Source organism: Prevotella sp. oral taxon 317 str. F0108 (assembly GCF_000162415.1).
In the GTDB taxonomy this organism is placed as follows: Bacteria; Bacteroidota; Bacteroidia; order Bacteroidales; family Bacteroidaceae; genus Prevotella; species Prevotella conceptionensis.
The window spans coordinates 455,600-469,190 of the sequence record NZ_GG740074.1 but is presented as its reverse complement, the minus strand read 5'-3'; the positions used below and the strand labels follow the sequence as shown (position 1 = coordinate 469,190).

Sequence of the window (13,591 nt, the reverse complement as noted above, 5' to 3'; positions counted from 1 at the left end):
CCAAATTGTTGGTTCGATGTGTGGACTAGGCTCGCGCCTTGCACCATACAAGTATGAAAAAAAACATTTTATTATGGGTCACTGCCACTCTCTTTCTCTTTTATTTTTTGCAGGCGCACCCGCCGCGCCTTTGCTTTCCAGTTGCCTGGTGGTTGCCCTTTGGGCTTTGCTGTTAGGCCTGATGTTTGTATATATAGTCTCTCTCCTTTATTGTCGGGGTGCAGCGAAGGGCATGCCTTCTGTGGCCATGCTGTGGGTTTCGCTGTTTTTCTCGGGCGTTTTCTTTACTGGTGGCTTTCGGTATGGTCCCAACAAGCGTTTCGCCCGCATAGCTTTCGTTTCCTTTTCATTCGTTCGTCCGTTTGATGTATTTTAAGTTTATGTTCTCGATTTGCATACATTTAAGAAAGAACAAGGTTGCGGAGGCGACCTGGTTAGATAAGGTTCGGTTCGTATTCTGGGTTAGCTAGTTTGTAGATTATCCGATAAGATAATGTCGTTTCTTTTTGTGTCTACGTCACCTTTCCCGCACCTGAACTTGCTCTTCTCAACGGTTTAGGCCCGAGGGCTTTGCCGTTTGTATCGTCGTTTCACTGTAAAGTCGTTAATCGTCGTTTTAGTCGAAGGTTGTTTTTACGGTTTTGTACCTGCATTTTGCCGGGTTTGCTTTTCTTCGTTGCACATTGCAAAACAGGTAAGTTGGCGGATTGACAAGTGCCAGTGCTCTCTATTCATCCATTTAATTTCGGTTTGCACTATTGAGAGATTGATGATCGAATAACCAATTAATCAAATATTAAAAAACCAGGTTGCGCCCATCTCTCCGCCAACTGTGTTTCAATAGGGAAAGGAAGGCCGCCGGTAGAAAAACAAAACTAAACATACTATTCAAATCCACCACGTTGGCGACCCTCCCATCTTTATGATGCAAACTTTCCCTATCTAAGGGATTTACGTCTCACAACGTTTACCCTGTTGCGTCTTTAAAGTCAAATCCAGTTTATCAACCTTATCGTTTCACAACGTTTTGCCGTTAAGTCTCTTGTTACTCTGCCCATAATGACCCATGTGTCACCAGGTTTTGCGAGTCACATTTACAGTTCAACATTTCTCATTCTCATGATGCCAGCCTGTTCGATGTTCGTCTGTCAGGCTGTTTCTTTATTTGTTAGGAGCGGTCCCACTAGGCTCGTCTCCCGTTTCTTTTTTCTTTTTAAAACCATCAAGAAGTGCTCTCAAACGTTTGTCTACCTCTGCTTCCACCATCTCTTTAATGACTTCGAGAAGTTCCACCCGTTCGTCACATTGCCGTCTGTTGTTGCTTTGACGTCTCGGTAGTGGCGTGTCTCGAGCATCCTTCATGATTGTTCGTTTTATCTGATGGCAAAGTTAGGTTGTTTTTTGCAGACTGTTACTAGTAAAATCATGTAAATTTGTGCTTTTTTTGTGCACCGTCAAACTGCACCAACTGGTGATATTTAGCAATATGCAGTCTACAAACGCCGATGAAATGGGCGTTTTTCAGTGACAGGTTTACAGTATTTAGGAATGGTTAAAATTTAGGAGTTGACGATATGGGCGGCTTGTTTTACGTGCCGAAAAATTGCTTTTTGTTGCGGGGGTTAAAAGAAATTGCCGAACCAATCGGGCTTGTTTTGCAAGCCCCATCCGTTCGGCAACAAAAGGTTTGATTGGTAAAAAGCAGCTTATTGGGCACTATTCCTTTTGCCTAACGTATTGTGTGGGGGTTATGCCGCATAGGTTTTTAAATGCGCGAACAAAGTTGGAGTAGTCGCTGAAACCGCAACGCTCGGCCACATCGCGGAAAGGCATGCTGGGATTTTTGTCTATCAGCAGCCGTGCCTTGCGTATCTTGATGCGCAGGATGTAGCCCATAGGCGTGCATCCCGTAAGTGCCGATAGCTTACGGTAGAACTGGCTGTACGTCATGCCCATCTTTTCGGCCACTGCCGTCACGTCTATTTCGCCGCCGGCATTAAGCAACATGTACACCGTGTCGGTAACTTTGTTGATGAATTTGCGGTCGGATTCGCTTTGGGGTTGCTCGTCTTCCTTGTCTGTTTCTTCCAGTTTGGCGTACTTTTCCCGTAGCAATCGGCGTTGTTCAAGCAGTTTTTCAACGCGCATGCGCAGCTCGTCGCGATTAAAAGGCTTGGCAAGATAGGCGTCTGCGCCCGCTTCCAGTCCCTTTACGCGGTCGGCTTCGGTTATTTTCGCCGTAACAACGATGATGGGTATGTGGCTTGTAACCTCGTTAGCCCTAATCCTTCGGCACACTTCCAGCCCGTCTACGCCCGGCATCATCAAGTCGGTAACAATCACATCGGGCACCATTTGTTCGGCTTTGTTCAGTCCGTCGCGTCCGTTGTGTGCGTAAATGATGGCGTATTTGTCCGACAGCTGCGAGCCGATGAATGCGGCCACGTCCACATTATCGTCGATAACCAGCACGCGTAGCGCGTCGTCGTTGGCCATTTCGGTGTCGGTGGGGTCGTCTCCTTCGGTTGGCAGCAGGGGTTTCGGCATGTCGGGCCTCTGCGGTTGGGCAGGCTCTGCTGCCGATTTTGTCTGTCTGATGGGTAGGCTCACGTGGAAAACGCAGCCTTGTCCCAGTGTGCTTTCAGCGGTAATGGTGCCGCCAATCGCGTCGATAATCTGCTTGACCAAGGCCAATCCCACGCCCGTTCCAATCTTCGCGCCGTCGTTTTCGGCTTGGTAGAAGGCCTCGAAGATGTGCGGAAGGCTCTCGGCAGGTATTCCCTTGCCCGTATCGCTCACGTCCATCAGCAGTTTTTGTCCGTCTGTGCGCACCTTTACGCTCACCGTTCCTTGCGGTGGCGTGTACTTAAAGGCGTTAGACAGCAGGTTGTTCATCAGCTTATTCACATAGTCGGGCACGAAATCCATCAGCACTTCGCCGCAAAGGTCGGCCGTAAAGGTCATTTCGCGCATGCGTGCATATTCGCGGTAGCTCTCAATGTTCATGGCAATTTGCGCCACGATGTTGCCGTTTCGCCATGCAGGTTCGCCCACGGCCGACTTCATTTTCGATATGTCGAGCAGCTGATTGATGAGTGTCAGCAGGCTTGTCCCTTGCCTTTCGATGGTTTTTGTCTTCTCGCGCGTGTCGGCCGGCACGTTCTTGTCTTGCGATATGGCCCGACTTAGGCCGAGAATAACCGTCAACGGCGTGCGAAACTCGTGTGTGATGTTGGTAAAGAAGTTCTCGCGCAATGCGCTCATCTTCTTTAACAGCAGGTGATTGCGCTTTCGCATGAGGCCCATGTAAATCAAAGTGCCAATCAGCAGGCCCAAAACAACGATAACCAGCGTGCCTGCGTAGAGTATGTTCGTTTTGGCGGTGCGTTCGGATGCCAGTTCTTGGCGCGCCTTGTTCACCTTTTCGCCCTGCATTTGGCGTTCGAGGTTGAGGCTGATGCTTTGTATTCGGTTCACCTTCTCCATGTCTATCACGCTGTCTTGCATGGCACTGGCCAGCACATGGTTGGCCAATGCGGCGCGATAGTTGCCTTGTCGTTCGTAAAGGCGGTACAGGTGCGAATACACTTCGGCCAGATGCTCCTTCGATTTTATCTTTTCGGCGATGGCTTTGGCGCGTTGTAGGTTTTCGAAAGCCGTGCTTGTGTTGCCCGTTATGTAGTCGATGCTCACCAGGGCAAGCAGCGGTTGCAGGGCGTGCCACTCGTCTTTCGAGTCGTGTAACTGCTCGTATGCCGTTTGATATTCTGCGTATGCCTTGTCGTATTCTTTGGCCTCTTGGTACATTTCGCCAAAAGCCGTGTGGCAAAGGGCAATGCCGAGCGTGTTGTTGGCGTGCCGGTTAAACGCCATCGACCGATGGAAGTAGGCCCATGCGCTGTCTTTTTTGCCCAAGTGTTTGGCCACAGAGCCCAGGTTGGCGCAGTTGATGGCTTGCCCAACGTCGCTCCCCAGCTGGCGTTCTCCTGCCAAAGCCTTGCGCAAAACGCTGTCGGCACGTCTGAAGTTGCCCAAGGTCATGTAGATGTTTCCCAGTCCGTTGAGCGATTTCACATAGTTTTTTCTGGCCAGCCAACACGTGTCGCCACTCTCTTCCGTCAGTCGCAGTGCCTGATAGTGGTAGGTTTGGGCGGCATCCAGCACGCCCAGCCGTCGATAGTTGGTGCCGATATAGTTCAGTGCGAGCACCCATTCGATGGTGTCGCCCATGGCTTCGGCCTGTTGCAAGCCCTTACTATGCACGCGTAACGACTCTTCAAAGCGGCTTTCATCGCGCAAAGCCTTACCCCATTCGCGCAAGGCCACCACGCTACCTAGCTTGTTTCCTTGTTTTTCCAGTTGCGCTTGCAGCTTGGCTAAGGCCTCAATGCCTTGCGCTTGAGCTACGATGCTGTCTGCCTTGCGCCGCTCTTGGGGCGTAAAGCAACGATGTCTGCCCGCGCAGGCAGCCAAAAGTAAGAGGGCTGATAGTATAAAAAACGCCTTTCGGGCGTGCAAGGCCATGCGTGCAGATGGCCGCAAAAGGGTAGAAGTGTCCTCCATAAACGATGGGATAAGTAAGCATACCTCTGCCACAAAGCACTTCATTAGAAAGGGGTTTGACGACAATAGGGCGACCGAACGGCAGGTGCGAATGTTCAAAAAATAGAGATAATCTCGCCCTTTTCGGTCGGCGTAGCTTGTGGATTTTTTGCAAAAATACTGCTTTTCTTAAACAAATGGCACTTTGTTTTGTTAATAGATGTTCAACGGCAGGCACTCTTTGCCGATAAATTCACATCCTGCAAACGATGTGCATACCGCAAAATTGGGCGATAAAAAACTTGTGTGCGCAACAAAAGTGAAAAACTTTGCTGCCCGTTTAGTCCGTTAAATAAATAATCGTAACTTTGCGTTAGGTTTGGGCTTGCTTGCGAAATTGCTTTCCAAAGGGGCGAAATGCCCTTCCAAAAGGACGAATTTCTGAACCAAAAGCGGCGGAAACATCAACCCGAAGGGGCGGAAATCTTTGCCCCAAGGCATCGGTATTCTTCTGCCGAAAGCGGGGCCACTCTCTGCGAAAAGCGGCGAAACAGACCCTGCCTAACACAAAAGCCAACCGCATAGAACAACGAAAAGAACAAAGATAAACGGCCTTACACATGCGCTATGTAGACGTTATATTGCCCCGCCCCTTAGAGGGATACTTCACTTATGCCATCTCCGACGAGCTGTCTACGGGGGTGAAACTGGGCATTCGCGTGCTTGTGCCGTTCGGTTCGTCAAAAACTTGCACGGCTATGGCGGTGCGGGTGCACGATGAAAAGCCCGATTTCGACACCAAAGCCGTGCTGCAAGTGGTAGACTCGGCGCCGATGTTGCTGCCCCAGCAGCTTGACCTTTGGCAATGGATTGCCCAATATTACATGGCGCCCATCGGCGATGTGTACACTGCGGCCTTGCCTGCGGGCCTTAAAGACGAGGCCGGGTGGCAGCCCAAGACCGAAGTTTACGTGGCATTGGCCGACAATTTCCAAACCGATAAAACGCTGAACATCGCCCTCGACATGCTGCGTAGCGCGCGCCAACAGCTCAAAGCGTTCACCTGCTTCCTGCATCTCAGCCATTGGGACACCTTAGAAAACAACCTAACGCAACAGCCCGTGGCCGAGATAACGCGCGTGGAACTGATGAACGAAAGCGGTGCTAGCAACGCTACCATTAAGGCTTTGGTGGACCGAGGCCTACTCCGTATATATAATAAGGAGGTGGGACGACTGAATACTGGCGACACAGAACCCTCCGAAAAGCCCAAACCGCTGAGCGCGGCACAGCAAGAGGCGTATAACAGCATCGTGTTCCAGTTTCTCAAAAAGCGAGTGGTGCTGTTGCACGGCGTAACATCTAGCGGTAAAACCGAGGTGTATATCCATCTTATCAGCAAAGCCTTGGCAGAGAAGAAACAAGTGCTTTACCTGCTTCCCGAAATAGCATTGACCGTGCAAATGACCTCGCGCCTGAAACGCGTGTTTGGTAAACGCCTGGGCATTTACCACTCGCGATACAGCGATGCCGAACGTGTGGAGATATGGAAAAAGCAACTTTCTGCCGAACCCTACGAGGTTATACTGGGCGCAAGGAGTGCCGTGTTTCTGCCGTTTCAACGTCTTGGGCTGGTCATCATCGACGAAGAGCACGAGGGAAGTTTCAAACAGCAAGACCCTGCGCCGCGTTATCACGCCCGTTCTGCGGCAATCGTGCTGGCCAGTTACTATGGCGCGCAAACGCTTTTGGGCACGGCAACGCCTTCGACCGAGACCTATTACAATGCGCAAACGGGCAAGTACGGCCTTGTTGAACTCACCACACGATACAAAGACATTGCCCTGCCCGAGATAAAGGTGGTGGATGTGAAGGACCTTCGCCGCCGAAAGCTGATGAACGGGCCTTTTTCGCCGACCTTACTGTCTGCCGTTCGTGGTGCGTTGGAACGTGGTGAGCAAGTTATTCTGTTTCAGAACCGGCGCGGCTTTGCCCCAATGGTTGAATGCCACACCTGCGGATGGGTGCCCAAATGCGACAATTGCGACGTGTCGCTGACGTTGCACAAGAACATGAACCAGCTTACCTGCCACTACTGCGGCTTTACATACGCCGTGCCGACTACATGCCCCAACTGCGGCGAAACCGACTTGCGGGGGCGCGGTTATGGCACGGAAAAGATTGAAGACCAGTTTGCACAGCTGTTCCCGGAGGCCAAAATAGCACGCATGGACCTTGACACCACGCGCACGAAAAACGCATACGAACGTATTATACACGACTTTTCGCAGGGCAAAACCAACGTGCTTATCGGTACGCAGATGGTTACTAAGGGGCTAGACTTCGACAAAGTGAGCGTGGTGGGCATTTTAAACGCCGATGCCATGCTTAACTATCCCGACTTCAGGGCCTACGAACAGGCGTTTATGATGATGGCGCAGGTGAGCGGAAGGGCAGGGAGGAAGGGTAAACGTGGCTTGGTGTTGCTACAAACTACGTCGCCCGAACTGCCCGTCATTGGTCAGGTGGTGCGCAATGATTATCAAGCGTTCTATACAGACTTGTTGGAAGAACGTCGTTTGTTCAGGTACCCGCCGTTCTTTCGATTGGTGTATGTCTACCTGAAACACGCCAAAGAACAGGTGGCCGAAACAGCCGGGATAGAGCTGGGCAGCAGACTGCGACAACTGTTTGGCGACCGCGTTCTTGGTCCCGATAAGCCTGCCGTGGCGCGTGTAAAAACGCTGCACATCCGCAAGTTGGTGTTAAAACTAGAACCATCGCTTAGTGGCGAACAAGTGCGCCAATGCTTACGATACGCCCATAACGAGATGGCGAAAGATAAAAAATACGCCACCCTGCACGTGTTTTACGATGTAGACCCGTTGTAAGGGAGAGGAGTTAAGAAGTGAGGAGTTAAAGGAGTTAAGGAGTTAAGGAGTTAAGAAGGTTAAAGGAGTTAAGAAGTAAGGAGTTAAAGGAGTTAAGGAGTTAAGGAGTTAAGCCAAATGCTTTGTTGCATAGGGACTAACTATCTCGTCAACTAACCATCTTGTTAACTCGTCAACTAGTCATCTTGTCAACTCGTCAACTAGCCATCTTGTCAACTCGTAAACTTGTTACCTCGTCAACTTGTCAGCTTGTCAACTCGTAAACTAATAATAAAAGGAGAACCATATCATGGCAACAACCATAAACAGCAAGGAACATTGGTGGACGGCAACGAAAGGTTTGCTGGCCCGCAACAAACATGTGGACGGAAAGGAATTGCAAGAAGACTTCCTTAAATATATCTACGAACACGGTAAGGAAATGACTCGTCAGTTGGTGGATGAGGCCGCAAAAGACCTTGGCACCAACCGCGAAGGCATGGCCAACACCGTGGGTGCGCTGGTTTTGGCCGGCGAACTGACTGCCAACGACACGCTCGTACTTACCGAAAAGGGTTGCATGCACGCCCTTCGGCTTATTCGCGCCCACCGCATCTACGAACAATACTTGGCCGAACACTCGGGTTATGCACCGTCCGAGTGGCACGAACGGGCGCATCGCATGGAACACCGCATCACGCCCGACGAGCAAGAGCGCATTGCATCGCTGTTGGGCAACCCGCTTTTCGACCCTCATGGTGACCCCATACCCACGCCTTCGTTGGCCGTTGCCGACAAAGGCACATGCGGCGAACCCATCGAGGCGCAGTCGTGGTGGCGCATTACGCATGTGGAGGACGACGACAAACAGCTGTTTACGCTCATAGCCGAGAAGGGATTGACCAAAGACTCGCTCATCTTCATCACCCAGATAGACAACGTGGCCATGATGTTCGACTACGAGGGCGAGCATTTCTCGTTACCCATAACGGCACTCGAGGCCATTAACATGCAACCTGTTGCAGCTGCGGAACTTAACGATTTACCCGAAACGCGTGCACAAAGGCTTACCCATCTTCAAGCGGGCGAAGAGGCACGTATTGTGGGCTTGTCGCCAGCTTGCCGCGGAGCACTTCGCCGTCGTCTGCTGGATTTAGGTTTCGTAAAAGGTAGTGTGGTGAGCATTGACATGCCTAGTCCCATGGGCAACCCCATCGCTTACATTGTTCGTGGGTCGGCCATAGCGTTAAGGCACGAGCAAGCCAAGTACGTTTTGGTGCGTAAAGACCTTGTGGAGAGCGAGGAACAGCAGCAATAAGGCACGAATGAGGATTAGGGTTTGCCTGGTATGCGCTGTTGGCGTGTGCCATGCACCCACGCCATTTTGTCCAACCGGCATGCCAGTTGTGGCTTAGTGGGTCTTGCAAAAGCCCGTTTCGGAATCTCTTTTCCAAATGCCCACGATTGTTAATTTGGGTACTTATATTTTACAAAAGGCGTGTTGCCCGTCGCCCCATTCTAGTGAAAATTATGGCTGTTTGGCAGTAAAAATGCCGCTAAAAGCCGACTTGCAGATCTCGCTTTTAGTCCCTTTTCGGGCATTTTGTCGGTATTTAGTATCGTTTTACCTTTCTATTTGGTTCTCGACTCGTGTTTTTTCCGATGCCAAAAACCAGTTTTTAACCCCCAAAATGCCGCTTTTTAATAGGAGTTTTGCCCTTTTAGGTCATGTTTTTAAAGGTTCTAAGCGGTTATGTTTATACCATTACGATGTATTTTTATGCTTTTCATCTCGCATTTAGCAGCGTTTTGCGTTGCATTTAGCACCAAAATACCCTGCGTTTTGCATCAAAACGCACTGCATTTAGCATCAAAACGCATGGCATTTAGCACCAAAACGCACTGCGTTTAGCGGCATATTGCACTATATTTTGCTGCAAATAGCCCCAAAACTGGTGCAAATGGCTGTTGTTTATAATAAATATTCATTTTGCCGCATTCGCATCCTAACCCCATTTTGCACCCAAACAAACCTTCGCGAGAATCGATTTTTTGCAGCAAGGTGGGCTGTTGGTGGAAAAAATGTTAGCTATAACGTTAAAATTTATGCCGAAAAGATTACATGGGTGAAGGGTTGACGAGTTAACGAGAAACGGTAAGTTGACAAGTTGACGAGTTAACAGGTTGACGAGATAGTTAGCTCTTCTGCAACAAGGCATTTGGCTTAACTCCCTAACTCCTCTATTAGTTAACAAGTTGACAAGTTAACAAGTTGACGAGATGGTTAGCTCTTCTGCAATAGAGCATTTGGCTTAACTCCCTAACTCCCAAACTCCTTAACTCCTCAATTAGTTAGCCCTTCTGCAACAAGGCATTTGGCTTAACTCCTTAACTCCCAAACTCCTTAACTCCTCTATTCGTTAGCTCTTCTGCAACAAAGCATTTGGCTTAACTCCCTAACTCCCTAACTCCTTAACTCCTCTATTAGTTAGCCCTTCTGCAACAAAGCATTTGGCTTAACTCCCTAACTCCTTAACTCCTTAACTCCTCAATTCTTTTCGTGTTTCACCACAAATAGAGGTGTTTTTTGACATAAGAACATAAGGGACATAGTGCAAATGAACGGAATTTTCAACAAAATAATACGTTTTTCTTGCAAGTTGTCGTTTTATTACATACCTTTGCAGAACAAGGTATTTTTATTAACACGGCGCGTGTTAGGCGTTGCTGTTGCGCGCTTGGTTTTGTAACCGCTTTTTTTAACTTGAATTAGATGCAGAAATGAAAGAGAAAAACAACCGACTCGAAACGTTGAAACTGCTCATCTCCAGTCAGGAGATAGGCTGTCAAGAAGACCTATTGAAAGCACTTTCCCAAGAGGGTTTCAACATCACGCAAGCTACGCTCAGCCGTGACTTAAAGCAGCTGAAAGTGGCCAAAGCCGCCAGCATTAATGGCAGGTACACCTACGTGCTGCCTAACGAAACGATGTACAAGCGCATACCCACCCCGCGCATGGCACGCGAGATGATGAAGGTTTCGGGCTTTCAATCTATCGCCTTTTCGGGAAACATGGGCGTGATGAAAACCCGTCCGGGCTATGCCAGCTCTATCGCCTACAACATCGATAATGGCGGGATTGCAGAGATATTGGGCACCATATCTGGAAACGACACTATCTTTATTGCCTTTAAAGAGCCCTTCGACCCAGACGAGATGACACGGAGAATGCAAGATGTTATTTCGCGGATGTAGGTGGATTTGTGCTTCATTAAGTAATAGCCATTAATCTAATCGACGGAAACAGACACGATGCCATGCGGACAGCAGGGCCGTAAGGTCGTGTGCCGCACCAGGCGGGGTAGGAAAACAGGGCGAAGGCGGACGTATGGGCATTGCTTTTAATACGGAACCGACACGTTGTTGGGTGGAGCCAATGTGCTGTTTGCGGAGCCAGTGCGCCGGCATTGGCAGCCCATCTGCGGATTTCTACCTTGTAGCTCCCCACTTTCGGATGCCCGCCATGTAAGCGCGCTCACCGCCATGCGGATGCTGGCGTGTGCGGCTTTACCTGTATGGCGGCTGTTGCGAGCTGCCTTTTAAACGCGGAACTTCGTACGTGCAAGGCGCAACCGCCTTTTGCGCATTGCCCCTTGTGATGTGCCCTTGGTAGCACAGGGGCGTACAAAGCTTCACCAACACATGGCCGAAACGCGTGTTGGTGCACGTTTCGTTTGCCCCTTTCGTGCGAATTTTGGCGCGTGCATGTCAAGCGGTAAATGGCCTATGTGTCTTCAAATTTTGCGCAAAAGGCTGGTTTTATTTGCAAAATTCACATTTTTTGGTTAACTTTGCAGCCGGTTACGAAGTGCGTAGCCGAACTCTTCCACATCGTTTCTGTGAAATCAATTCATTTTATTAGGATAGGGAAGAGGCGGTGTAAGCCCCTTGCGAAAGGGCAGCGAACATCATATTTCAATCTATTCATGATTAGCGAGAACAGACTCTCGTTGATAAAAAAACTCTCTTAAATTTGTGGGGCGACTGTGGCATGAGGATGTAGCAGTCGTCTTTTTTTTGTCTTTTTCTTTGTGTTTTGTGCTATTTGCACTACCTTTGCCTTTAAGTATAGCATAAAAAATGAAGTCATCAGATTTTTTCGGCAAACTAACAAGCAAATATATCTGGTTAAATCTCGCGGCTATGGCGGCTGTGGTGGTTCTACTTGTGGTGGGTGCTAAGTTCGGTATCGACATCTACACCCATCATGGCGAGGCCATACCCATACCCGACATCAAACATAAGTCGTTCGCCGATGCCAAACAGATGCTGGCCAACGTGGGGTTGCTTATCGAAGTTACCGATACGGGATATGTGCGGACACTGCCTGCGGATTGCATCTTGGAGCAATCGCCACAGCCCGGCGACTGCGTTAAGACGGGCCATGTGGTCTATGTAATCGTAAACTCGGGTAATACGCCCACCATTACCATGCCCGACATCGTAGACAACAGCTCGATGCGCGAGGCAATGGCCAAGCTTAGGGCGATGGGTTTCAGGGTGGGCGAACCGCAATTCATCGTGGGCGAACGCGAATGGGTGTACGGCGCTACGGTGAACGGACGGCATGTGGTTGCTGGCGACAAGATACCCGTAGATGCTGTGGTGGTGTTGCAGGTGGGGAATGGCTCGCGTTCGGAAACGGATACGACCATCGACTATGTGGAACCCAACTATAAAAACCAACAAGAGGACCAGGAAGGCGAGGGCGACGTAGACGAGTTCGACGTGGTTACGCCTGCCGAAACGCCGCAACGGGGCAACTAAGCCGCCATTGGGACAGGCCGAGAGGCACACTTCAACAACAACAACGCATGACCGATTATATAGAGGAGATAGAAGAACAGGACGACGACACGGGGCAACTGTACGAACACCTGCGCATAGTGGTGGATAGGGGACAAGTGCCCGTGCGTATCGACCGATTTATGACAGAAAGGTTGCAACATTCCAGTCGTAACCGCATACAAAAGGCCGCCGACGCGGGTTTCGTGCACGTAAACGAACGCCCCGTGAAGAGCAATTACAAGGTAAGGCCGGGCGATGTGATTACGCTGATGCTAGACCGACCGCACCACGATACGACCATTGAGGCCGAAGACATACCGCTCGACGTGGTGTACGAAGACGATGCGCTGATGGTTATCAACAAGCCTGCGGGCATGGTGGTGCATCCAGGCGCGGGAAACTTCCACGGAACGCTAATCAACGCCGTGGCTTGGCACCTGCGCAACATGCCTTCGTTCGATGCCAACGACCCCGAAGTGGGGCTGGTTCACCGCATTGATAAAGATACAAGCGGACTTTTGGTGGTGGCGAAGACACCCGAGGCCAAGCGAAAGCTGGGGTTGCAGTTCTTCAACAAGACCACTCACCGCAGTTACAACGCCTTGGTGTGGGCCAACTTCGCCGAAGACGAAGGGCGTATAGAGGGAAACATCGGGCGCGACCCGCGCGACAGATTGCGTATGGCAGTGTTTCCGCCCGATAGCGAAACGGGTAAGCCGGCCGTAACCCACTATCGCGTGCTGGAACGTTTCGGGTATGTCACCTTCGTGGAGTGTATCCTCGAAACGGGGCGCACGCACCAAATAAGGGCGCACATGAAACATATCGGGCATCCGATGTTTGGCGACGAACGTTATGGCGGCACCGAGATATTGCGCGGCGAACGTTCGTCTACCTACAAGGCCTACATACAAAACTGCTTTAAGCTGTGCCCTCGACAGGCCTTGCACGCCCGAACGCTGGGCTTTGTTCATCCCACAACGGGCCAACAGATGGACTTTACCTCGCCCTTGCCACAGGATATGGAGCAGTTGTTAGACAAATGGCGCAACTACATCAAGGGATTGGCTGTTTGATAAGACGGCGTGAAAGAGCTTATAAAGGTGAAAGAGTGAAAAGGTGAAAAGGCTTATAAAGGTGAAAGGGTGAAAAGGTGAAAAGGTGAAAAATGGCTTCGCCCACCAGCCTCGTCAACTTGTTAACTCGTCAACTCGTTAACTTGCCAACTCGCAAACTTGTTAACTGGTCAACTGGTAACCTTATCAACTGGTCAACTTGTTAACTCGTTAACTGGTCAACTTGTCAACTCGTTACCCTCGTCAACTGAACTT

At 50.1% G+C, this 13,591-nt stretch carries 8 protein-coding genes; 6 read left to right on the top strand and 2 right to left on the bottom strand.

The window, feature by feature from the left end; translation table 11 throughout:
* The first annotated feature begins 16 nt into the window (after positions 1-16).
* Positions 17-376 carry a hypothetical protein gene (locus HMPREF0670_RS16410; RefSeq protein WP_157579624.1) on the top strand — a complete coding sequence of 120 codons (360 nt, stop codon included), beginning with the start codon at positions 17-19 and terminating at the stop codon, positions 374-376.
* Between the two features lie 785 nt (positions 377-1,161).
* Here the strand turns inward: HMPREF0670_RS16410 and HMPREF0670_RS11275 are convergent.
* Positions 1,162-1,362 carry a hypothetical protein gene (locus HMPREF0670_RS11275; protein WP_009231278.1) on the bottom strand — a complete coding sequence of 67 codons (201 nt, stop codon included), beginning with the start codon at positions 1,360-1,362 and terminating at the stop codon, positions 1,162-1,164.
* Between the two features lie 354 nt (positions 1,363-1,716).
* Positions 1,717-4,608 carry an ATP-binding protein gene (locus tag HMPREF0670_RS11270; protein WP_009231277.1) on the bottom strand — a complete coding sequence of 964 codons (2,892 nt, stop codon included), beginning with the start codon at positions 4,606-4,608 and terminating at the stop codon, positions 1,717-1,719.
* A gap of 554 nt (positions 4,609-5,162) precedes the next feature.
* On the opposite strand from HMPREF0670_RS11270, the gene priA reads away from it, so the two are divergent.
* The 5 genes from priA (at position 5,163) to HMPREF0670_RS11245 (ending at position 13,336) form a co-directional block, all read left to right on the top strand.
* A complete protein-coding gene (gene priA, locus HMPREF0670_RS11265) occupies positions 5,163-7,433 on the top strand; it encodes a primosomal protein N' (protein ID WP_009231276.1) in 2,271 nt (756 codons plus the stop codon).
* A gap of 289 nt (positions 7,434-7,722) precedes the next feature.
* Positions 7,723-8,730: a DtxR family transcriptional regulator gene (locus HMPREF0670_RS11260; RefSeq protein ID WP_044078169.1), complete on the top strand. Its 1,008-nt coding sequence runs from the start codon at positions 7,723-7,725 to the stop codon at positions 8,728-8,730.
* Positions 8,731-10,193: 1,463 nt separating this feature from the next.
* A complete protein-coding gene (locus HMPREF0670_RS11255; protein WP_009231274.1) occupies positions 10,194-10,667 on the top strand; it encodes an arginine repressor in 474 nt (157 codons plus the stop codon).
* A gap of 885 nt (positions 10,668-11,552) precedes the next feature.
* On the top strand, positions 11,553-12,239 hold the full coding sequence (locus HMPREF0670_RS11250; protein WP_009231273.1) for a PASTA domain-containing protein: 687 nt from the start codon (positions 11,553-11,555) through the stop codon (positions 12,237-12,239).
* 47 nt (positions 12,240-12,286) lie between these two features.
* A complete protein-coding gene (locus HMPREF0670_RS11245; RefSeq protein WP_009231272.1) occupies positions 12,287-13,336 on the top strand; it encodes an RluA family pseudouridine synthase in 1,050 nt (349 codons plus the stop codon).
* Positions 13,337-13,591: the final 255 nt, after the last annotated feature.

Coding starts and splice junctions, on each gene's coding strand:
- HMPREF0670_RS16410 (WP_157579624.1), top strand. CDS start 17: ATGTGTGGACTAGGCTCGCGCCTTGCACCATACAAGTATGAAAAAAAA.
- HMPREF0670_RS11275 (WP_009231278.1), bottom strand. CDS start 1,362: ATGAAGGATGCTCGAGACACGCCACTACCGAGACGTCAAAGCAACAAC.
- HMPREF0670_RS11270 (WP_009231277.1), bottom strand. CDS start 4,608: ATGAAGTGCTTTGTGGCAGAGGTATGCTTACTTATCCCATCGTTTATG.
- priA (WP_009231276.1), top strand. CDS start 5,163: ATGCGCTATGTAGACGTTATATTGCCCCGCCCCTTAGAGGGATACTTC.
- HMPREF0670_RS11260 (WP_044078169.1), top strand. CDS start 7,723: ATGGCAACAACCATAAACAGCAAGGAACATTGGTGGACGGCAACGAAA.
- HMPREF0670_RS11255 (WP_009231274.1), top strand. CDS start 10,194: ATGAAAGAGAAAAACAACCGACTCGAAACGTTGAAACTGCTCATCTCC.
- HMPREF0670_RS11250 (WP_009231273.1), top strand. CDS start 11,553: ATGAAGTCATCAGATTTTTTCGGCAAACTAACAAGCAAATATATCTGG.
- HMPREF0670_RS11245 (WP_009231272.1), top strand. CDS start 12,287: ATGACCGATTATATAGAGGAGATAGAAGAACAGGACGACGACACGGGG.